Raw genomic sequence first — 21,268 nt, 5'->3', positions numbered from 1 at the left:
GCGATGTCGGCTTGAGGGTGACCGCTGGGCTTATTTCAATCTCCGCAATTTTTGTGCGGTGCAGCAACGAAATTGCTGCGAGCGCGTTGCACTCACGCCCTTCAACCCGGAGGTTCAAATAGAAGGACGGGCCAATTGCGAAAAGTCTCCGATACGATTGCGCGCCTCAGGGCACTGCGCGCGCAACAAAATAGGCACCCCGTCTCATTCACATCCGTCGATCGCCTCTCCACCCTCGAAAATTTCGGCTCCAATCCGGGCGGATTACGGGCAAGATACTATCGACCAGATGACCTCGCCGAAGGCGCGCCGCTCGTCGTCATACTGCACGGTTGCACCCAGAACGCCGTCGGCTACGACTACCACTCGGGATGGTCCCAACTCGCCCAGCAGATCGGTTTCGGGCTTCTCTATCCCGAGCAACAACGCGCCAACAATCCCAACCTCTGCTTCAACTGGTTCCTGCCTGGGGACACTGCGCGCGATCGCGGCGAAGTCCATTCGATCCGGCAGATGATCGAGACGATGGTCATTACGTACGGCCTTGACCGGCAGCAGATATTCGTTACCGGTCTTTCGGCGGGCGGGGCCATGGCGGCGGCAATGCTCGCCACCTACCCTGAAGTGTTTGCCGGCGGCGGCATCATTGCCGGTCTGCCCTTCGGTTGCGCCACAACCATTCCTGAGGCGTTCGACCGCATGCGCGGCCACGGCGGCCCGTCCGAGCAAGAATTGCAGCGGCTTGTGCGGAAAGCCTCCATGAACAATGAACAGTGGCCCAGGATTTCGATCTGGCAGGGTTCCGCCGATCGCACTGTGGCGTCCGTTAACGCGGAGTCCATCGCTGCCCAGTGGCGCGGCGTGCACAAACTCGCCAAGGCGCCGACCCATTCGACGAGCGAGCGCGGACGAAGCAGGCAAGTTTGGGCTGACGAAGCCGGAGAAGTGAAGATCGAGATAAATATGATTGACGGCATGGGTCACGGCACGCCCGTCGGGCAGGGCCTCGGCATGGCCGGACCTTACATGCTCGACGTAGGAATCTCTTCAACCCAGGAGATAGTGCAGTTCTGGGGTCTCGGCGATGTCGACGACGCGCGAGCGTCAGCCAGGGCGAGGCCCGCTTCGCCAAGGTTAGCTACGCCAAGGACCGACATGACGCCATCAGCATTTCATCTTCGGGCAGCGTCGAAGGGACAGGCGAAGGCCAGGCCTGCGGAACCGGTTCTGGATGACTTGCACGGGTCGAGGGCTCAACCCCTACAGAAAGTCATCCAGGACGCTCTGCGCTTGGCGGGCCTGATGGAGTAGGCATAACAGTCATTGCTCTCAGTGAATAGCTGAGCGGAGCCTAGCTCTTGCACAATGGAACGCGGTCGACTTCGTAAGCGTTGACTGCCATTCAGCGAGTGGCGGTATGCACCTTATCCAAATCCTGCTTCCCCGAGCCGACAACGATGGCCGGCCTTTCGCGCGGGAAGATTTCGATCGGGTAAAGGAGGAATTGGCGAACCGATTTAAAGGCGTTACGGCTTATCTTCAGGCCCCTGCAGAGGGCCTGTGGCTGCAAGGCGCGGAATCTGCCCGAGACGACATCATTATCTTCGAGGTGATGGCCGAGGAACTCGAGCTGGCGGACTGGCACGACCGGCGCGCGGAACTCGAACGAAGATTTCGGCAGGACGAGGTTATAATCCGCTACATGCCTATCGGGCTCGTCTAGACAGCTCCGTGTGTTCATAGCGACCTGCAAGCGTTACTGGCGCATGAGGCATTGTGGTTTGGTCCCGAAGCCCGCGCAGCGTCCTTGCCCCTCTAGGCCACGAACTAAAATGGTTCGTGGCGCCCAAGGCTAATCGTGACACGGCGCTGCCTAGCCGTGCCTGGCAACGAAATTGTCGATCGGCCCGGTTAAGGAGTGGGCCTCTTGCCGGATCATCTCATCATCCCAGTCCCACCAGCGGATTACCAGCATCTTGGAGATGATTTTGGCCGGGAAACGGAGGCGAATGGTTTTGGCGGGATTCCCCCCGACAATCGTGTAGGGCGGCACATCTTTCGTCACCGTGGCCTGGGCTCCGACAACGCCGCCGTCCCCGATCTTCACTCCAGGCAGAATTATTGCCCGTCTGCCAATCCAAACGTCATTTCCGATCGTTATTCCTCGCCGTCCGCTGGGGTCTTTAAACGGGGGCTTCCCCAGCATCTTCGAAGGGGCGAAGGAAGTAGTCGCGCATGTCGTTGGATGGTTCCCACTGCAAAGAAACATCACTTCGTCGGCGATGGAGCAAAACGAACCGATCTCAAGTGGCGCCTCAGGACTGCACCCGAAGATCTTAAGGCCGTTGTCGATGCCAAAAGTATGGCGCCCCAGCTTGGTATCTTTCGGTACTGGGTGGCGTCTATTGCGCAGCCAAATGGTCAGCTTCGACATGGTTGCTCCGCCATGAACACTTGGACGCGAATAGCACGCTGGCAATCATCCAGTCCACATCCTGCCAACTCAGAGGGTCGTTTCGGCAAGCAGTCTGCCCGCCAGCTGCGCCGAGATGCTTCAGTCGATCAGTCATCCCTGGAACCTCTCGGTGCCAAGCGATCTTGTCGCCGACCTTCATCCCTCGGAGTCGACTTCGAGGAGCGTGATCTTGACCTGCGGCTAGCACCGACTGCAGTCGAATTCCGCCTTCAACCTGAGCATTCGCGACCGCGTCTTTCGCATTGGCAGCCGGCGTGGCGCATGCAACCGAGATCTCGTTCTGGACTTGGCGCCAGGAAGACAAGGCCGCCTAGAACGAATTTTTTGCCGATTTCACCAAGGAGAACCCGGACATCCATGTGAAGTTTGAGTCGTTCCCGGATGAGATCTACCCAACCATCGTCTCGACGGCGCTGGCCGCCGGCAAGGCGACGTCATCCACACCCATGCCTATGGCTGGGATCGACCCGATAACCAATGCGTTGTTTCCATCATGTTTTTTACGTTTACGAGTTCAATTTGTATCACGGATCATCGCCCGATCAGTCGAGATCAAACCGCATGGCGAGCGCCTTCGAGCACAACGATCTCAAGACGGCTTTGGCCCTCTAGGGGCAGTTGGTGCGCCCTGGTCTTTGAGCGGCTCCCGCCATGTTCTTGGCGAGCCCGACCAGACGCAGCACAGCCCGCTTTGGATTGGAACCGAGCCACAGGCCCCTAATCGAACTGACGCTGTTTTTCCCGCGAAGCGGCTTCCACAGGGCAGAATCGGTAGCGACTGTCCTGGCATAGCTCGCCTCGGCCAAGGTGACGCCTTGCCCCAGTCCCACCTGGAAGATGACCGTCGCTTGGTTCGCGTGACACGCATGAACGGTCGGACCGCCACCGGCCGCAATGCGTTCGAGCAGGCACAGGTCCGACGGCGGCCCTTCCAGCCCGATCGGGACGAGCAGAGGCATGTCCGCGAGGTCGGACCATCTGAGCACCGGCCTCTCGACAAGAGAATGACAGGACGGCAGTAGCACGAAGAGGCGTTCTTGCCAGAAGACTTCGCTGCTGCAGAATTTGGCGGTGCCAGTGTGATGTGTGAACACGAGGTCGAAGCACCTGCGGCGTATTGCAGAAAGGCACTGGCCCGATGGGATATCCTCAATGGTCAAGGTTATGTCCGGGTACAGCTTGCCGAAACGCTCGATGAGGCATTTGAGGAATTCTCCGCCTGTCACCCAGCACAGCCCAATCCGGAGTGTCTTGGCATCCTTGTTATCGCGCACACGCTCGGCGAAAGCATCGAGCAGGCCGTCGTAGTGAGCGCGCACGATTTCGATCCAGGCGCGGCCTGTCTTCGTCAACCGAACGCCGCGCACATCGCGCTCGAACAGTTGCATGTCGAGTAGCTGTTCGAGTTTGACGACGTTACGGCTGACCGAGGATTCCTGGACCCTCAGGGCTATTGCGGCCTGACGCATGCTGCCGTGATCCATGGCCGCAAAAGCGTAGGTCAGCAACTGAATAGCATTCCCGTTCCGCGTCATCTCGCTAGAGCTTCGTGACCGCCGCGGGAGGTTGCCTGTCTCGCGGGTATGCGATCGGATCCGTTTTGCGGACGGGCGGCACTCAGGCGATCAACAGTGTTGCCGGCCGCCTGGAGCTTCGGCGCAGCTGCGACCCCATGGCTGCGTCATGTCGGATTGTCCGTCATGGCGATCGTCGCTGCGTCAGAGAGGCTGATCTCGTAGACATATTCATGCGGGATGGCCGGCGTCGACATCTGTGAGGCGTAGAGATTGAGATTTTCCTTGCTGTTGCTTGCCGCAAGGCTGCAGAAATTGCCGCTGTTCCACGTCATCGTGCAGTATCTGAAATGCTCACCTACGGAGCGCGCCATCTCCGCCAGGGTCACCTCATTGTTGAACATGGTCCCCAGGACGTCCGTCTTCTTTTTTGCAATTTCGTCCGGGGGGAAGTACCTCGCCTTGAAGCCGTAATCCTTCTGGTACTCTCGGCGCTGATAGTCGCTTTCATCGGCGGCCCTGAATTTTTCGACGAAGACGAAAATTCCGCCGTCCTTGAGGTGCTGGGTTACGAACTCGATCTGCTTGGGCCTGTTAGGCGAATACATCTGAAAGGTTGTGTCCTCGAGGATGACGTCGAAGCCTTGCGTGAACTTGGTCAGCCGCCGATCCGATCCGAGCGCATCCTTGGTCAACCAGTGGAACGGGCCGATGAAGAATTCGGCGTGGGCCGGTTCGCCATAGGCCACGAAGGACTTGTAGTTCTCGGGGTTCGGGCTGCAGGACAGCGAAAGAATCTGCCCGTCCGAAAATTCAGACAGGGTTCTGGCCATCGTACCTTCGGCTGTTCCAAGGCTGTACAGCGACAGCGCGGATCCACGGCGCCGGGCATAGGTCAGCACCGCGGAGGCCATCCGGCACTCCTCCTCCAATCTGTAGGGAATGCTGCCGTGATAATGCTGGTCGAAAAAGCCTTGCCGGGCGGCGTGCAGGCGAACGAGATCGCGCAGGAGTTCATCGCTGGGCAGAAGGCGTGTATCGGCCTGAGGCTTGCGAACTGGCATCCCGCTTTTGCCCGCTGCGGTTGCAGCGAAAAAACCTGCCAGCTGGTTGATCCGTGGTCCCTGGTCGCATTCGGCCAGGAAGTCGTTGAGTCCTCGCATCGCACTATGCCTCCCGCACCGTTGCTTTGGTGAGATGCCACGAGCTCGACAGGAAACTTCACTCAATTAAGAGAGATCTAATGTTTAAAAATGCTTCGAGTCTTGGCCGGGGCACTGGTAGGCCTGCAGAAAATGAGCGGCTTTCCTACGATTGCCATTTTTTTACTAAAGTCACATCTTCTACCAATCCTAAGTTAGTTGTGATTTGTCCAGCAACCTCTGGTTAGGCAAAACACGGGAGGGTGGGCTACTCTCAGTATGAAGGCTGCTCCCATCCGTGGACACTCCTTGCCTCGATCCCAACAAGATCCGCCGTTCACAGCACCACACGCTTACACACCAACATGACAGCTGGGGCCACATACAGGCAGACTTGATCAGGAGAACTGGTCTGGAGCGCCAGGAAACAGCAATTTCGTTCCCGGGCCATATATTTCTGATGAACCTGAAAGGGGCGGCAAGCCGCGGAGAGGATTTCGTCGACGGGCGTCGGATCTCGTTTTCGCCGCGTCGGGCTGGCTCGGTAATCCATATGCCTGCCGGCAGTGATTGGACGGGGTGGGACGAAGGAGAGCCGACGGCCGCCTACCTGCTCATCTCGATTGAAAAAGGGTTCACCGACGAAGCGTTCGGCGGGATGGTGCGCCATCGCTCGGGTGACATGCCGGCTGCGATCGGATTTCGGGACAGCACGGTGGAAATGGCCCTGCAACGGATCGCCATCGAGCTCAGGCAGCCCGATCCGATCAGCGTGACGATGGTCGAGAGCCAGGCCATGCAATTGCTCGTTCAGATGGTCAGGCGCAACGGTCACTATCATGAGCCGGCAAAAGGCGGGTTGTCGGCCTTCGATCTCAAACGTGCGATCGCAATGATCGAATCGTCGTCGGACGAGACTCCCACTCTCGCCGATCTGGCAAAGGAGGTCGGTGTCAGCCGTTTCCATTTCAGTAGGGCTTTCAAGCAATCGACCGGGATGACGCCACATGCGTTCATCGCACGGCGTCGACTGGATCACTCCGCCGACCTGCTGCGATCGACCAATTTGTCGGCGACGGAGATCGCGCTGGAATGCGGGTTCGGCAGCTCAAGCCATTTCACGATCGCCTTTAAGCGGGCGTTCGGCGTCAGTCCGACGGAATACCGCCGCCGGTCCAGGATCTGATTCAATACTTCCGGTGATTTCAGCAACGAACTGAAAAATCAGGCGTGATTGTTAAGCATCAATCTGGGCAGCGGGTATGACAAGCGTCGATTGGATGCGCCCTTGTCAAATACACTTCAAATTCACGCTAACCTGAGATCAGGCGTCCAGTCCCGGCTATGGCTTGGATTCCTGGCCAGCACGCTATCAGCGGCAGTCGGTCGAAACGGCTATTACATCGCATCCGCCTGGACTGTTGTCACAGCAGGCTACGGAGGCTCCGGCGTGCCGGCACTGCTTGCGACCGTCAGCGTTGTCGAACTCGTCGCAAGCCCTCTGGCCGGCCTGGCAGCGGACCGGTTTGACCGACGGCGATTGAACATCGCGACCGACCTCGGTCGCTTTGCCATCTTGCTCACTACGGCTTGTTCGGTGCTGTATCTGGACGCCTTTTTGACACTCTGCGTGTCAGCGGCGCTCTTTTCGATTTGCGATCGTGTCGCGCTGACCGCCTCGCAAGCGATGATCCCGCTCATGACGAGAGGCGCCGAACTTGCGACTACGAATTCCACCGTGTTCTTCACCATGCAGTTTGGCAGCCTCGGCGCAGCGTTGCTAGCCGGGTCGTTGCTAGGTGGGCGCTCCCCTGCCCTGACGTTCTTGGTGCTCGCCCTGTTGTTCCTCGTTTCAGCCGGTTCACTCTTCTGGATGCGGCCAGGCCTCCCCCCGCAAGGTGTCAGAACGGCCACTGGCCTGGCACCGAACATGGACAGGAATCTCCTTCGTCTGTTTGCCGCCTATGCCCTTCTCTATGGAGGCGCGGTGCTGGTCACGGTGATCGGATCAAGCTTCGTCTTCGAAGAGCAGCAAGGCACCGCCGCCGATTTCGGCTACCTTGAGGCCGCGTGGTCGGCTGGTTCGGTTATTGGGGCGGCTGTTCTCGTCAGGCTGACACGAGCGATCAGTGGTCCTATACTGCACCTCATGCTGTTGGCCTCAACGGCGCTCGCGTGGATGTCGTTGATCACTTTACGGGCGCCCTGGACATTGATCGTCTTCGCCACTCTGGGGTTTCTCTACAATCTGGGCCGGGTGAGTATCGAGGTCACACTGCAGTCGCGGATGCATGGCAATGTATTGGGCAGGGCCAAGGGCGTCATGCACAGTCTCGCTGTCGCGCTCGGACTGGTGATTTTCAGCATCGCTGGCGTTATAGGCGAGAGTGTATTTCCTTCGACGATCTTCTTCGGATTCGGAGTGTTGCTCCTTATCAGCATTCCTGCATTGAGCATCGGCATCGCGCAGCGAAAGGATGAACCGTGAGGTGGACGAGCTAGCGACCGACACAGGCGCCAAGCACGCGGTGCTGGACTCTCTGGCGGCGCTCTATCCTTGGACGCGCTCCTATCATTGCCGCCCTCTTCGCGATTATGCGTCCCGCTTGTTCGAAGCGCCTGCCCAGAAACAGGAACCCGAAATTCGCAGCCGCGCGCTTGCCAGGCTGCTCGACACGATCAGGAACGCGGGAACGCGAAACGGATTGCCGATCAACGCCGTCTCCCAAATATGCAAAGATCTAGAACAACGCCGCGTGTTGCAGACCGGCCCGCATTTGTTTCTCCTCATGGAGCCAGAGGCCTATTACACGCATATCTTCAGCCTGCTTGGCCTCTCGGCGCATGGCTGCTCGACCTACGTTTCCTATGCCGTTTCAACGGTGAGTCTCGTTGAAAAGCCCCGCAAGGGGCCAGGCTGGATCATGATTGACGGGAAGCCGGTGAACGTGTTCGGTCTCAGCCGAAGCCAGATGATCGGCTACAGCCTTCTGACCGGGCCTGGATCATACCGGTTCGAGCTGGTGCCAACGGAGCCAAATGCCGAGGGAGACGCCCCCGCCCTGCTTCGCAGCCTTCTGCCGAAGACGCAGTTCGAGCGGCCTGCGCATGCCATCAAGGCAGCCAATCGTATCCTCTGGCCAAATCTGTTCGGAGAGAGCTTTGCCTTCCTGCAAATCGACGATGAGGATGTTGCCGACCTGGTGGCGGACCACCTATCAGACCAGGATTCCTGGCTGCGTACGAGGTTGCTGGAAAGCCCAAAGCTGGCTTTGAATATCCTTGACGAGATCGACAGGCTGGGGGCTGGCCCCTGGGGTGGCTGGTTCGCACGCGGTACGGATTTCTTTTGGTACTATGAAAACGGAAAGCGCCTGCCGCTGCGCATGGTGGGTGGAGAACTCGTCAATCTGGCGACCAGAACGAAGGTAGCTCGCTTCGCGGCTCCCGATATCATTGAGCGGCTAGCGAACCGCAGCCTTGTTCCGAATCTGCTCCTCATGTTTCTGGTCCTGTCGATCCTGCCCGGGGTGCGCGCGCTTGGAGGCAGCCACCAGCCAGTCTACTATCCCCTGATGCGCTACGTCATTTGTCGGGCTCTAGAGACCGCAGACATGGATGCGGACCTTCGACGCGCTATCGCGAGCGATGATGTGCCAGGAGCTTGGGGGCATCGCGTCATTGAATGCGATGAGAATCCATTCGAGTCGATCCGAAAGGGCAGCATAGGCGAAACCAGCAAGGTCATCGACCGCTTCGGCGATATGCCTTTCGCTGATGCCTGTGGAGGTCTGAGCAGTTTCGTTTCTGATCCCTCGTGGACTGAACTTGGCTCACTGCTGCGGGAGCGAGCGATTGCCCCAAGCGATCCAGAATGGGCCTTTTCCTAAGACTGGGCGACTGCCCGTAGCTAAATGTCAGCCGAATCCTCGGCAAGAGTGCCGACTATCGGGCTGTACTTGGCATTATCTTGCCTTTCGCAAGTGCCGGGGTGATATCGAACCTCTCCATGCTTCATAGTGGCAACTAATATGTCTTTGTGGCAAAAACATCACACACTTTTAGAGCCGTCCCGGCTATTGCTATATGCGAGGGATTGTCTTGGGTTGGGAGAAAAATCGTGAATAGATTCTTAGCAGTTATCGCCTTTACTGCCCTGTCGGCAAGCACAGCCTCAGCAGCCGACATGGTCGCGCCGATCGCTGGGTCGGCCTACGACTGGAGCGGTTTCTATGTCGGCGGCCACCTCGGCGTTGCCAATGGTGACATCACGGCGACGGACGTAACGGAGCCGAACGGTGGGTTTTTCACCGACGCCGTTCCGGCCGGCACGGAAGGCTTTGACTTCAACAAAGCCGGCGTAGCTGGAGGTATTCATGCAGGCGCGCAATGGCAGTGGGGGCAATTCGTGCTGGGAGGCGAGGCGACCTGGACTGCAACGGGCATCCGAAAAACCATCACCAGTCCCTATTTCCCGGACAGTGACACCGAAACCGTCAAGATCTCGAATTACGCAACGGTCGTTGGCCGCGTCGGCTATGCCTTCGATCGCGTGCTGATTTACGCGAAGGCGGGTTATGCCGGCGGCAAGGTCGATTTCCGAGCCCGAGACAACGACGCTCTCGTGACCTACGAGAAAAATGATTGGCAGAATGGCTATGCGCTTGGCGCCGGCATCGACTACGCCGTTACGAACAACCTCTCGCTCGGCGTCGACTACACCCACATTGACCTCGGTCATAAGACGAGCACGGGCAACAACGTGTTCGATGACGGCAGCCTGGGTGCTAATCCTGAGACCTATCGCACAGTGGCAAAGGTTGATGCCGTGATGGCTAGGCTGACCTACAAGTTCGGGATGGGTCAGTAGTTTGTAGCCACAAAGTCATCGAGAAGAAAGCCCGGCAGATTGAGCTGACCCCGTAAAGTTGGACGGTTCATTGAGCTGGTAGATTTAAGGGCTGGGTCCTGTATTGCACAGGGGCCAGCCCTTTGAGTTTCAGTTTGATGCGGCGTTGGTTGTAGTAGTCGATGTAGTCCGTGATGGCTTCGTCCAGGCTTTGGACGGTGTCGAAGGTTCCGGGTTGTCGAAGATGGTCTTGATCGCCTCCTTCAGCATCGCATGGCGGTCCGGGCGCGCGGCCGCCTTTTGCCTGTAATAGAACGTGCTGCGTGGCAGCTTCGCCAGTTCGAGCAGGCCCTTAAGCGGATGCAACGGCCTTAACGCCTGGACGGCTTGCGCTTTTTGGGCGCGTGTCCCTGCGTTAAGGCCTCCAGTTTTTTTAGGTCAGCGTTTTCCATCCGCAGATGCTTCAGCTCGGCCAGCAGTTCTTCGCGGGTTTTGGCCTCGTCACGGGCTGCAACAGGCACTGCGGGGGTCGGCTTCGACATGGGTCGTCCTCTGGGGCGTGGGCCGAGCACCTCTATTCCGTCCGCATGATAGCGCTTCTCCCACTCCGTCAGGCAACCGGCATTGCGGATATTGAACAGTGCCGCCGTCTGGCGATGCGACAGACCTTCCTTCCACATCCGCTCGAGCACCGACAGCTTGAACGCCGCGTCGTAATGATCGTATTTGCCCGACGGCCCGGCATCGCCGTGCGCCTGGGACATAGCTACCGACAACAGAGCGCTTGAAACCCGCACTATATCTGGACATGCAAAACCCCCGAAGGTTGTGTCCAACTTTCGGGGGTCAGTTCACACGAACCCGACCCCATGAATCAGGACAGCCATGCGTCGTTTCCTGACAAAAGGCGGTTGCAGCCTTCGCGCTGCAGAAGATAGCGGTTGCGGGTTGAGATGACTGCTTTGTCGCTTTCCTTTTCCGCCGGTGGCAGCGCTTGGCGCGATACTCGCTTCCGACCGTTTCGCTTTCCTCGTCGATCTACCGTCCAGACTGACAATCAGCGTTGATCTCCATGAGCCTTTTCTAAATTTTGAGCAGAGGCACCAAGGTTCGATTAAGTCTGCTCCTATACCCTGCACCGGTCGGAAGTTAGGCCGACCGAGATTCAACCTTGCAATTTGCCATTCATCAGCGCTTCCGCACCTTGATGACCTGGACCAGTCTTCCGGCTGTGATGAAATTGCGGAAGAGTTGAATGTCGTTTCGACATTGACCGACTAGTGCTCGAGCAAGCTCTCCGGGACTTTGATCAGTGGCAAAGAGCCCGGCTGTTGGTTCCGCGCGTTTCGGTGTATGTCTCGGCAAGACGGCTGCAGGACGATGAACTGATCAACAGCCTGACTTCACTTTCAATAAAACCAGGAACCGTTTCGTTCGAGCTCCTCGAATCAATCTTCCTCGACGATACCGATGAGCTTATGGTTTGGAACGTCAACCAGATCAAGGAACTCGGAATCGACATAGAAATTGACGATTTTGGCACCGGCCACGCGTCGATTGTCAGCTTGCTCAAACTGCAACCACGACGGCTGAAAATTGCACGCCAACTTATTAGTCCAATCGCCGGGTCAGACCAGCAGCGCGAGGTCGTAGGATCAATCGTGCAGATTGGCAGGTCCTTGGGGGTGGAAGTCATCGCCGAAGGTGTCGAGACAATGCAGCAGGCCAAGATCCTCAAGGATTTGGGCTGTGACATCTTGCAAGGCTATGCGCTCAGCCGACCGATGAGCGCATACAAGATCATGGAGTTTTTAAGCAGCCGGCGAATGCGCACAGCGTCCTGAGATCGCCACACGCCGGCCTGAGCTTGCAAAGTGCCTACGCGACGGTCTAACCCGAGCATAGGGTACGACCGGCTTACCGAGCGCGTGTCTCGTTCGATGGCCGCTGACCCGGTGCTCTGGCGTGCGAGCCCGCTGGGTGGTGGTCACTTGTTCAAGTAGTGTCCCGTGATTTTGTGAGCTGCTCCGCAACTCATATGCTTTATGCAGACAGCGCACAGATGCAGGGCGGCAACCGTGCCCAGGCTCATCGCGCTTCCCGACCTATGGATGGCGTCAGGGCCTCGCTGCCCCCACTGTGCCGCCGCGCGAAATCGACGAACGCCTTGAACGCAGCGGTCGGGTTGCGGCGGCTCGGATAGTAGAGGCTCAAGGGCGAGAGCGTGGGTGTCCAATCTTCAAGCACGCGAACGAGGCGGCCTGCCCCGATGTCGTCGCGGACGTCGGATTCCATCGCCAGAGTGAGACCGACGGAAGCGAGGGCGCCGGCGCGTGCGAGGCTCGCTTCGTCGAGGGTGATGGCGCCGTCGACATCGATATGGACCGATTGTCCATCCTTCTCGAAGGGCCAGCGATAGATTGCGCCATCGGGAAGCCGGACGCGAAGACAAGAGTGTTCGGCGAGATCCTGGGGGACGATGGGCGTCCCGTGTGTTTCCAAATAGCGCGGCGAGCCCACCACAACGTTACGCCTTCCACTCCCCAAAGGCAGTGCGATCATGTCGACCGGCACGAGATCGGCGCTGCGCACGCCTAGATCGAAGCCGCCCGCGACAATGTCCACCAGGCGTCCCTCCGTGACGATATCGATGTGGACCAGAGGGTGCTCGCGCAGAAACGGTAAGACAAGCCACGAAAAAATTTCCCGCGCCGCTGTCGGAAAGGCGTTGATGCGCAGCGTGCCTGAAGGCGTGGCCTGTTGAGAGCGCGCGACGTCCATCGCCTCATGAATGTCCTGCACGGCGGGAGCAACCTGCGCGACAAATTGCTGACCTGCCTCTGTTAACGAAACGCTTCGCGTCGTCCGATTGAATAGCCGTATGCCGAGCGTGCGTTCCAACTTTCCCACCGCATTACTGAGCGCGGTCGTTGAAACTCCGAGCTCTAGCGCAGCCGTGCGAAACTTGCCCCGGCGCGCAACCATCAGAACTGCGTCTAATTCCATCAGGCTACTTTGCACAATTATCCCGACTTTCGTGATGAAACATCCCGAATTGTCCCCATTATCGTGCGACCTGTCCACCTCTATCTTCACTGCCAACCGCAAGCAGCCATTCGAGGCTGCCCCAGCAGTAAGAAGGACAAAACAATGACACCCGAACTTCCATCCCCGATTGCCGCGTATGTGGCCGCGAACGCCCGTCTCGATGTAGACGGAATGTTGAAGCCCTTCACGCGCGACGCGGTCCTTTTTGCAGATGAAGGCCGTCACGAAGGCTACACCGGAATGCGGACCTTGTTCGAAGAAGCGGTGATCCCGGTCAGGGCGATTTTCAAGCCGGATGCCGTTCGCCACGAGAACGGTCAGGTCGTGGTCGAAGGCCCTGCCCATGGCGACTTTAAGGGCAGCCCGATCCGCTTCACCTACCGCTTTACGCTCGAAAGTGACGCCATAAAAGCGCTGGAGATCACGGCATGACCATCAAGGCTGATCCGACCGAGTTCGCTGGAAAGCGCGTGCTCATCAGCGGCGGCACCAAGGGTCTGGGCCGCGCCACCGTTGACCGCTTCCTGGCCGGCGGCGCCCGGGTGATCACCTCCGCCCGCGGAGACCTGGATCCCATCGACTGCGTCGAATTCGTCCAGACGGACCTTACAACGGCTGAGGGTGCGGCAAGCTTGACGAAAGCGGCGGTCGAGCGTCTAGGCGGCGTCGACATTCTGGCCCATGTGCTGGGGGGCTCGACCACGCCGGGCGGCGGCTTCGTCGCCCTGACGGACGATCATTGGCTGTCCGAGCTCAACTTGAACCTCCTAGCCACAGTCCGCCTCGACCGGCTCCTGATTCCGCAGATGATCGAGCGGGGAAGCGGCGCGGTGGTGCACGTCACCTCCATCCAGTCGGTCCTGCCGCTTCCCGACGCAACCACCGCCTACGCCAGCGCCAAAGCCGCGCTCCGGACTTACAGCAAGTCCATCTCCAAGGAGCTGGGTCCCAAGGGCGTGAGGGTCAACGTCGTCTCTCCTGGCTGGATCATGACCGAGGGGACCAATGTATTTCTCAAGCGCATCCAAGCCGCCAACGGTGGCAGTATCGAGGACGCGCGCCAACTCGTACTGGCTGGCCTTGGCGGCATTTCAATAGGTCGCGGAGCCGAACCCTTCGAGGTCGCCGACGTCATCGCCTATCTGGCCTCGGATCGGGCCGCTTCGATCCATGGTGCCGAGTTTGTCATCGACGGCGGCACCGTCCCGACCGTTTGATTGCGGGGACTCGTCCACGCTAGGTCGAGCTGGCTAAGCGGTCACGGCGTCGTCGAGACCGGGAGCGCCTAGCGATGCAGGCGCTTCCTTGCACGTTTAAGGATTTCCTCCGACAGTGGCGTTCCCTTTACGATCCGGGCCAAGATCCTATAGCGACTGTCTCCGGCAAAGTTCTTAGGTGAGGCTTCGTTGCGGGGGCGAACATCGGTGTGGCCGACATTTGACGCAAAGCCGTCGCCGGTAATGAAACGCGTTCCCGTACTCAGCCGCCAACGGCGTTCTCAGCTCCAATCTATGAGGCTGCTTATGACGGACCGTTCCCACGAGGCGCATTGACTGGAATGTCCGGAAGCCAGGTATTCCTGAGGGGCTGCTTGCCCGCATGACCGAACGGCCGCTTTTGGGATCGATGCCGGTCAGGCTGAACGACCGACATAAGGCGCAAATTGGTCACGGCTCCACTCCTGAAGCGGAGCCGTGCCTGATCAAACCTCAGTTGCCTCGGAAAGTTCGAGAGCATCCTCTACATCGACACCCAGATAGCGGACCGTGTTCTCTCTTGGTATGACCGAGCAAAATCTGGATGGCTCGCAGATTTCCCGTCGCTTTGTAGATAATCGAGGCCTTGGTGCGACGCAGGGAATGGGTTCCGTATTCCTCTGGTCGAAGTCCGACCGCCTCGACCCATTCGTCAACGAGACGGGCATACTGCCTTGTGCTCATGTGAGTCCTTGGGTTGATCCTGCTCGGAAACGCGTAATCATCGACTGTACCGCCGCGTCGGTCCAGCCACGCGAGAAGGCTGGAGCGCACATCGCTCATCAACTCGAACTGAACAGGTCGGCCGGTCTTCTGTTGGATGACCATCGCGCGAGGTCGGATTTCCGGTCCTACAACGAGGTTGCCGATTTTGATCTTGACGAGATCGCAGCCGCGCAACTTGCTGTCGATCGCCAGATCGAAGAGCGCTCTGTCTCGCAGACGCCGCTCTCGATCGAGAAAGAAGCGTATCGCCCATATCTGCCGAGGTTTCAGAGGGCGTTTCGTTCCGACTTTCTTGCCTGCATTCCATGCCCGGCGATCGAAGGTGGTGAGGTCGTAGCAAGAGCGTCCCATTTGGTTTCTCCTTCGGCCATGATTGGCCACCAAAGAAACGCCGCTAGACTGTTGCGGGGCCGGTAGCTGCCGAGCCGCTTTCGGAACACAGTCCGCTAGTGCGGACATTCGGCAAAACGAGTAACTGGAATCTGTCACTAGGTCTGCTCTCTCCTCTCAGCTCAGAACCAGACACTTAGCCGATATGGCAACACCTTGGGCGGCGTCGCATCTGGTAGCGGGAGCAGTCATCTAGCCGTAGCGCGCAAGCCTAGGGCGAAGTCCTCGGCAATCAGCAGTCCGACTGGATCAATCCCAGTGCTGTAGCCACATTTGTGGAGGTGCGAGACAATGGCGCCGGTCGCAACATTGCCGGCGGCACCCGGCGCGTATGGACAACCGCCTAGACCGCCGGCGGAACTGTCAAATGTGGTTATCTTTCGCATCAGCGCAACGTCGACGTTCTCCAGTGCCCGTTTCGACGTGTCGTGGAAATGGCAAGCGAGCATCGATGCCGGAATTCGCTCAAGGACGTGCTGCAGCATCAGATCCACCCGATCAGGCGAACCACGTCCAATCGTGTCTGCCAGGGCTATCTCATAGCAACCGAGGTCGCGTAATGCAGACGATACGGCCGCAACCGCACCCGGCGCGATTGCGCCCTCATAGGGGCAATCGACGGCACACGACACATAGCCGCGCACCGGCAGGCCGTGTGCCTTTGCGATTCGCACCACGGCGATGAAACGCTGCATGCTTTCAGCGATGGTGCAGTTGACGTTCTTGGACGCGAAACTTTCGGACGCGCTAGTAAAGACTGCCAGTTCGTCAGCTCCTGCGGCAATGGCGGCTTCGGCTCCCTTTTCATTGGGCACGAGGACCGACCGAACCAACCGGGCGCTCCGGGGAGCTTGCCGCATCACCGCGTCATGGTCCGCCATTTGCGGCACCCACTTCGGTGAGACGAAAGCCGTCACCTCGATGCGTGACAGGCCAGCATCCGCGAGAAGCCGAATGAGGTTTAGCTTGTCGGCGGTTGGAACGATGCCTTTTTCATTCTGCAGGCCGTCACGAGGACCCACCTCAACGATCGTAACCTTCCGATCGCCGCTCATCAATGCACGGCTGCGTACATGATCGTCTCCTCAGTCGCCATGCGGCGGTCCATCTCCTCGACGATCTTTCCTTGTCGCGCGATCAGTATTCTGTCGGACAGGCTGAGGATTTCAGGTAAGTAAGACGAAATAACCGCGACCGCGATCCCTTGGTCAGCAAGCTGATTGATGAAGTCGTGTATTTCCGCAATCGCGCCGACGTCGACGCCGCGGGTGGGTTCGTCGAAGATGACGATCTTGGGCTTCTGGACCAGGGCCTTGGCAATCACGATCTTCTGCTGGTTGCCGCCGGACAACTCGATCACCTTTGCGTCGGGGTCGATGGCGCGCACGTTCAGGCGCTTACGCCATTCCTCGGCCACGGATCTGGCTTCCTTCATTGAGACGATTTTGAACCCACCGTATGACTGGCCGCCGATCTGCCCCATGTAAATGTTCTCAGCGATGCTCATCGTCTCGAAGAAGCCTTCGGCCTTCCGCTCCTCGGTGACGTAGACGACACCGTCCCGCACGGCGGGTGCCGGAACCAAATAGCGTTTGGGCTGTCCGTCAATCTTCACCTCCCCACCGTGGAAAAAATCGCGCTTCAGGACACCGCAGACCACCTTCAGCGTCTCTGTCCGACCGGAGCCGACCAGTCCGAAGATGCCGGTGACCTGACCTGCGTAGAGAGAAAAGGAGGTGTTGCGGACCATGCTGCCCATCGAGAGATTCTCGACCGAGAGCACTTTCACGCCGCGTTTGCGCGGCGCGCGCATTCGAGATGTGCCGCTGTAGATTTCATCAGTCAGTGTTCTGCCAACCATGGCCTGAATGATCTTCTGACGATCGAAGGCCGTTGCCTTGTCAGACGCGACCAGCCGTCCATCCCTGAGAATCGTGATCCAATCTGCGACCATCAGCGCCTCTTCGAGCGCGTGCGAAATGAAGATGATCGAGACCCCTTCGCCTTTCAGCTTCTTGATCAGCTTGAAGAAATAGCTCTTTTCTTCCGGGGTCAGAGTTGCGGTCGGCTCGTCAAAGATGATGACCTTGGCCTTGTGATGTACGGCTCGCGCGATCTCGACCATCTGCTTCTGTGCGGCGCCAAGCGAGCCCACAATGGCGGAAGGATCCACGTGGAAGTTCAGCGATTGAAGAAACTGCTGCGCGGAAATGTAAATGCCGCGAAGTCGGTTCAACGGCTTTTCTTTGCCGAGGTAGATGTTCTGCGCCACTGACATCGACGGGACCAAGCTATTTTCCTGGTAGACCATGGCTATCCCTTTCGCGAGCCCCTCGGCGGGGGTTGCGAGCTTCTCCTCACGGCCGTTGATGAACATCTTGCCGCCGCTGAGCGGATAGACGCCGGCTATAATCTTGGTCAGCGTCGATTTTCCAGCGCCATTCTCGCCGAGCAGCGCATGAATTTCACCAGGCCGCAGCTGAAAGTCGACATCCGAGAAAGCGGGATTGCCGCGAAAATCCTTTGTTGCGCCCTTGAGTTCGACAATCGGTATCATGCCGCGGCCTCCTCAAAAACCGAGAGGTCGTCCGGCTCTATCGGCCCGAGATGATGGAGCGCAAGGATTTCGCCACGACCTTTGGAGGCGACGAACAGCCGGTCGCGGATTTCGACGCAGGATGTGATGCCGTGCCGGTGGCCATCGGCCCTGCTGTGAGCGCTCCAGATGGGCTGAAAGCTGTCATCGAGACGAACCAGCAGACCGTAGGAACGGCTGGGCGCCCAGGGTTTGTGGATGCCCAGTCGTATGACGCTGCCTGCCTGCAACGGCTCCTTGAAACTGCGTCCGCTCGAAAGTGTAGGCGCGATCCAATATTCCGGCGCGATGGTCTCCATCATTTCGCGCCTATAGCGGTTTTCGCGCAGCACGAATTCCTGCAACTGGGAGCGGACCGCAAACATCGTCAGCCAGTACCCAGTCTGGTTGGCCGGCTGAATCCGTCCGGGATAGGCAGGCAAATCCGCAAGCACGGCAATGGAGCCGCCGCCGGCAACGTCCAGCGCCAGGAGGCGATGTTTCCAGGCCTCAGCTACGACCAGTCTGCCGTCCCCGGCAATGCCAACGCCCGAGGGAAATCCCAGTCCTCCTTTGATGAGGCTCGCTTTTCCGGATCCGAGGTCAATTTTCACGACGCTTCCGCTGCGACCAAGGTTCAGGAGATCCCGGCTCCATTCGAGGGCCGAATGCACGCCCGAACCATTGCAGACGACAAGCGTGTCTTCATCCAGGAAAACAGCGGCGGTCGGGCAGTTGAGCTGCTGGCCGGACAGGTTCGCGGCAAGTCGCTTGCCGTCATGGCGACCGCCGACAATCGCGATGCCAAGCCTGTCTAATCCCAGGGCAAGAGCGCCCTGCGGTGACGCGGACAGGAACGTGATCTCGGCATCGTAAGTGCTCCGAACGGAGGTGCTTGCGTCGTCGTGAAGCTCAACCAGCCGGTTGCCGGAGGTGAGCAGCACGTGGCCACCTGCGATCGTCAGATTGTCGGCCGCCTCCAACATCGAGACGCTGGCGATGCGTTCGAGGTAATTGTTGGGCTTGAGCGCGCCGTCCATGACCGGAACCGTGATGGAATGATCGCCACGCCCGCCCATGAATTTATCGAAGAAACTGCCGATGCGGCCAGACATGCTCATGCGGTTGCCCCCCAATAGGACGCTTGTGACGTCCATGTGGGATCGGCATCGGGCAGCTTGAGACGGCCTATCCGATCATTGTAGAGCCCGCCGAGATACAGATAGCCCTTGTGCTCGCGCATCGAGGTCACCATCGGGTGGTTCTTGCCTCCCAGATCCCAATAGGATTCCACGATTTCGCCGTTCGGCGTGAACTTCAGCACGCAGCCCGTGTTGATGTTCGGGAACAGCCATTCGTCACGGGCCACGCGCTTGGCCATGCGTTTGCGCAACGACGGCATTCTCATCGCGAGGTCGAGAGCCGGCGACCGCATGCCGACAAGCGCCACCCAGAAGCTTCCGTCCGAAGCCCGATTGATGTTGTCGGGATACCCCGGCAGGTTCGGGATCGTCGTCTCGCAGGTTCCCTTCTTGGGACCGTCGAACCAATAGCGATTGATACGGCAGCCCCAGGTCTCGGCGAAGAAGAACGACTGACCGTCGCCGGCCATGCAGACCCCGTTGGGAAACTGCAGATTTCTGAGGATCGTCTTCGTCGAACGATCGCGTGGATCAAAGCAGATCAGGCGGCCATTGCCCCGGCTCTCCAGCGCGTCCGTCGCCCAGTCGTGCATGTCGTAACGGATGGTCGCCTCGGAAAAGAAGATGCGGCCATCCGGTGCGATGTCGAGATCGTCGGCAAGCTTCAGGCGAGAATCGTCGATCACCGAGAGGACCGTCCGCTTGGTCTCGTCGGTCAGCTTTGTGACCTGCCGATCCGGCGAAACCTGATAGAGACCCATCCCGCCGATACAGACATTCAGGTTCTCGCTGGCGTCAAAAGCCAGCCCCAGCGGGTGGCCTCCGATATGAACGAATATCTCCCATCTGGTGTAGTCCGGTGCGAAGAAGCGAACGATATCGCCGTGCCGGTTTGGACAGTAGAGATTGTCGTTGCGGTCGAAGATGACGTCCTCGGGACCTTCGATCTCGCCCTTGCCAATGAGCGAGACGTCCTTCAGCCGGTCGTTGAGCGCGTAGGGACTTCCAGATCCGGCGTCCGTCTCGGGAAGGGCCGGGAGACGGAAGTAGCCGGGTGACACGTAAACCTTGTTCAGAAGCTTGTGCCGGTTCTTCAGCCAGCGGACGTCGATGGCCACGACTGCGAGCAGGACAATGCCGAGGATCATCGAACTGATGCCGCCGCTGATCCCGACGCGAACCATGCTGTCGGTCAAAATGAGCACGACAACCGCGCCCAGCACCGATTTTACCACCGACCCACGGCCGCCCCCGAGACTGTTGCCGCCAAGGACGGCGGCGGTCAGCGCCGCGATCTCGAGGCCGACCCCGGTATCCGATCCCGCACTGCCCAGGCGTGCGGCGAAAAACACACCGGCCAACGACACGAGCACGCTCGACCAGACATAGGTGGTGAAGATCGTGAACTTGACCCGCAGGCCGGCATTGTAGGCGGAACGACGGCTGCCGCCGACCGCCGTGATATGCCACCCGGCCCGTGCTCTGGTCAGGATGACGTGCCAGAGCCCTATGACGACAATGGCGACGAGGAAAGCGAATGGAATGCCAAGGACCTGACCTTCTCCGATAAAGTACCAAAGGTCGGACTCCGGGAAAACCGCCGAGATCTGGACTGCGTAACGCAGGAGAAGGATATCGACGATCGATCGGATGATGATCAGCGTGACCAGCGTCGTCAGGAACGCCCGGATGCGCAGATAGCCGATCAGGACGCCGTTGACCGCACCGCACAGGGCGCCGACGGCCAGCGTGGCCATCACGGTGGCCCACACCGGCCATCCCAGCAAGGTGATGCAGATAAGGGCCGTGATGTTGGCCAGGGCAAACACGCTGCCGACCGAGAGATCGAGGCCGCCAGCAAGCAAGACAATGCCCATGGCGACGACGACCAGCGAAAACTCCGACAGCTGGCGCGACGTTTCCGTCAGGCTCGACAGCGTGAAGAAATGCGGATTGTGGAGAACAAAAAAGCCGATCGTCAAGATCGTCGCAAGCACGGGAACGGCGTTGTCGCTCCAGCGCTTGGTCAGCACTTCGCCAAGCACCTTTTCCGGAAAATAGTGAAAATAGAGGCGCTCGATGGCTTCCATCTCAAGACCCTGACTGCGGACATTGCTGGGAGGGTCACCGCGTTTGCGCGCGGTGACCCG

General features: G+C 59.0%; 16 protein-coding genes and 4 pseudogenes. 9 read left to right on the top strand and 11 right to left on the bottom strand.

All coding sequences use genetic code 11. From position 1 onward, the window contains the following. The first annotated feature begins 135 nt into the window (after positions 1-135). Both EN861_RS32845 and EN861_RS32840 read left to right on the top strand, forming a co-directional pair. Positions 136-1,311 (top strand): PHB depolymerase family esterase, encoded by a 1,176-nt coding sequence (locus EN861_RS32845; RefSeq protein ID WP_127276347.1) that lies wholly within the window; start codon positions 136-138, stop codon positions 1,309-1,311. 106 nt (positions 1,312-1,417) lie between these two features. Next, complete coding sequence (locus EN861_RS32840; protein WP_127276345.1) at positions 1,418-1,723, top strand: hypothetical protein; 306 nt, start codon at positions 1,418-1,420, stop codon at positions 1,721-1,723. A 150-nt stretch (positions 1,724-1,873) separates the two neighbouring features. On the opposite strand, the pseudogene EN861_RS36860 reads toward EN861_RS32840, so the two are convergent. From EN861_RS36860 to EN861_RS32820, 3 genes and pseudogenes are all read right to left on the bottom strand, one after another. Continuing rightward, a pseudogene (locus tag EN861_RS36860) lies at positions 1,874-2,155 on the bottom strand (CatB-related O-acetyltransferase); the annotation flags it as partial. Between the two features lie 929 nt (positions 2,156-3,084). Next, a complete protein-coding gene (locus tag EN861_RS32825) occupies positions 3,085-3,984 on the bottom strand; it encodes a LysR family transcriptional regulator (protein ID WP_189343790.1) in 900 nt (299 codons plus the stop codon). A gap of 173 nt (positions 3,985-4,157) precedes the next feature. Further along, the gene (locus tag EN861_RS32820) at positions 4,158-5,219 is read right to left on the bottom strand and encodes a class I SAM-dependent methyltransferase (RefSeq protein WP_348630915.1); all 1,062 of its coding nucleotides are present in this window, start codon (positions 5,217-5,219) and stop codon (positions 4,158-4,160) included. 373 nt (positions 5,220-5,592) lie between these two features. Between EN861_RS32820 and EN861_RS32815 the strand changes: the two genes are divergently transcribed. The 4 genes from EN861_RS32815 (at position 5,593) to EN861_RS32800 (ending at position 10,002) form a co-directional block, all read left to right on the top strand. Further along, positions 5,593-6,318, top strand: coding sequence for an AraC family transcriptional regulator (locus EN861_RS32815; RefSeq protein WP_245464364.1), 726 nt, complete (start codon positions 5,593-5,595; stop codon positions 6,316-6,318). Positions 6,319-6,366: 48 nt separating this feature from the next. Then, the gene (locus EN861_RS32810) at positions 6,367-7,620 is read left to right on the top strand and encodes an MFS transporter (protein WP_127278382.1); all 1,254 of its coding nucleotides are present in this window, start codon (positions 6,367-6,369) and stop codon (positions 7,618-7,620) included. Continuing rightward, positions 7,610-9,022: a hypothetical protein gene (locus tag EN861_RS32805; RefSeq protein ID WP_127278383.1), complete on the top strand. Its 1,413-nt coding sequence runs from the start codon at positions 7,610-7,612 to the stop codon at positions 9,020-9,022. Before EN861_RS32810 ends, EN861_RS32805 begins: the two co-directional genes overlap by 11 nt. 230 nt (positions 9,023-9,252) lie before the next feature. After that, entirely contained in the window at positions 9,253-10,002 is a 750-nt protein-coding gene (locus EN861_RS32800; RefSeq protein ID WP_189343789.1) for an outer membrane beta-barrel protein, read from the top strand. A gap of 67 nt (positions 10,003-10,069) precedes the next feature. Here EN861_RS32800 and EN861_RS32795 read toward each other — a convergent pair. Next, positions 10,070-10,210, bottom strand: a pseudogene (locus EN861_RS32795) (IS3 family transposase); the annotation flags it as partial. Between the two features lie 142 nt (positions 10,211-10,352). Next, on the bottom strand, positions 10,353-10,745 hold the full coding sequence (locus tag EN861_RS32790; protein WP_135867630.1) for a helix-turn-helix domain-containing protein: 393 nt from the start codon (positions 10,743-10,745) through the stop codon (positions 10,353-10,355). Positions 10,746-11,220: 475 nt separating this feature from the next. Here EN861_RS32790 and EN861_RS32785 point away from each other — a divergent pair. Further along, a pseudogene (locus EN861_RS32785) lies at positions 11,221-11,825 on the top strand (EAL domain-containing protein); the annotation flags it as partial. Between the two features lie 244 nt (positions 11,826-12,069). Here EN861_RS32785 and EN861_RS32780 read toward each other — a convergent pair. Next, positions 12,070-13,005 carry a LysR family transcriptional regulator gene (locus EN861_RS32780; protein ID WP_127278390.1) on the bottom strand — a complete coding sequence of 312 codons (936 nt, stop codon included), beginning with the start codon at positions 13,003-13,005 and terminating at the stop codon, positions 12,070-12,072. A gap of 126 nt (positions 13,006-13,131) precedes the next feature. Between EN861_RS32780 and EN861_RS32775 the strand changes: the two genes are divergently transcribed. Together EN861_RS32775 and EN861_RS32770 are read left to right on the top strand one after the other, a co-directional pair. After that, the gene (locus tag EN861_RS32775) at positions 13,132-13,461 is read left to right on the top strand and encodes a nuclear transport factor 2 family protein (protein ID WP_127278385.1); all 330 of its coding nucleotides are present in this window, start codon (positions 13,132-13,134) and stop codon (positions 13,459-13,461) included. Then, positions 13,458-14,246: an SDR family oxidoreductase gene (locus EN861_RS32770; RefSeq protein WP_127278386.1), complete on the top strand. Its 789-nt coding sequence runs from the start codon at positions 13,458-13,460 to the stop codon at positions 14,244-14,246. The genes EN861_RS32775 and EN861_RS32770 overlap by 4 nt, the downstream gene beginning before the upstream one ends. Positions 14,247-14,731: 485 nt before the next feature. Here EN861_RS32770 and EN861_RS32765 read toward each other — a convergent pair. From EN861_RS32765 to EN861_RS32745, 5 genes and pseudogenes are all read right to left on the bottom strand, one after another. Further along, positions 14,732-15,362: pseudogene (locus tag EN861_RS32765) on the bottom strand (tyrosine-type recombinase/integrase). 227 nt (positions 15,363-15,589) lie between these two features. Further along, complete coding sequence (locus EN861_RS32760; RefSeq protein ID WP_127278779.1) at positions 15,590-16,456, bottom strand: hydroxymethylglutaryl-CoA lyase; 867 nt, start codon at positions 16,454-16,456, stop codon at positions 15,590-15,592. Beyond that, positions 16,456-17,958, bottom strand: a complete 1,503-nt coding sequence (locus EN861_RS32755) for a sugar ABC transporter ATP-binding protein (RefSeq protein WP_127278778.1) — start codon at positions 17,956-17,958, stop codon at positions 16,456-16,458. The genes EN861_RS32760 and EN861_RS32755 overlap by 1 nt, the downstream gene beginning before the upstream one ends. Then, positions 17,955-19,091 carry a strictosidine synthase gene (locus EN861_RS32750; protein ID WP_127278777.1) on the bottom strand — a complete coding sequence of 379 codons (1,137 nt, stop codon included), beginning with the start codon at positions 19,089-19,091 and terminating at the stop codon, positions 17,955-17,957. The genes EN861_RS32755 and EN861_RS32750 overlap by 4 nt, the downstream gene beginning before the upstream one ends. Before the next feature lie 2 nt (positions 19,092-19,093). Beyond that, the gene (locus tag EN861_RS32745) at positions 19,094-21,208 is read right to left on the bottom strand and encodes an SMP-30/gluconolactonase/LRE family protein (protein ID WP_127278776.1); all 2,115 of its coding nucleotides are present in this window, start codon (positions 21,206-21,208) and stop codon (positions 19,094-19,096) included. Positions 21,209-21,268: the final 60 nt, after the last annotated feature.

Origin of the sequence: Mesorhizobium sp. M8A.F.Ca.ET.218.01.1.1 (assembly GCF_004791165.1) — a bacterium.
Lineage (GTDB): Bacteria > Pseudomonadota > Alphaproteobacteria > Rhizobiales > Rhizobiaceae > Mesorhizobium.
This window is presented reverse-complemented; position numbering and strand designations above follow the sequence as displayed.

Coding starts and splice junctions, on each gene's coding strand:
- EN861_RS32840 (WP_127276345.1), top strand. CDS start 1,418: ATGCACCTTATCCAAATCCTGCTTCCCCGAGCCGACAACGATGGCCGG.
- EN861_RS32815 (WP_245464364.1), top strand. CDS start 5,593: ATGAACCTGAAAGGGGCGGCAAGCCGCGGAGAGGATTTCGTCGACGGG.
- EN861_RS32805 (WP_127278383.1), top strand. CDS start 7,610: ATGAACCGTGAGGTGGACGAGCTAGCGACCGACACAGGCGCCAAGCAC.
- EN861_RS32790 (WP_135867630.1), bottom strand. CDS start 10,745: ATGTCCCAGGCGCACGGCGATGCCGGGCCGTCGGGCAAATACGATCAT.
- EN861_RS32775 (WP_127278385.1), top strand. CDS start 13,132: ATGACACCCGAACTTCCATCCCCGATTGCCGCGTATGTGGCCGCGAAC.
- EN861_RS32770 (WP_127278386.1), top strand. CDS start 13,458: ATGACCATCAAGGCTGATCCGACCGAGTTCGCTGGAAAGCGCGTGCTC.
- EN861_RS32760 (WP_127278779.1), bottom strand. CDS start 16,456: ATGAGCGGCGATCGGAAGGTTACGATCGTTGAGGTGGGTCCTCGTGAC.
- EN861_RS32755 (WP_127278778.1), bottom strand. CDS start 17,958: ATGATACCGATTGTCGAACTCAAGGGCGCAACAAAGGATTTTCGCGGC.
- EN861_RS32750 (WP_127278777.1), bottom strand. CDS start 19,091: ATGTCTGGCCGCATCGGCAGTTTCTTCGATAAATTCATGGGCGGGCGT.
- EN861_RS32745 (WP_127278776.1), bottom strand. CDS start 21,208: ATGGAAGCCATCGAGCGCCTCTATTTTCACTATTTTCCGGAAAAGGTG.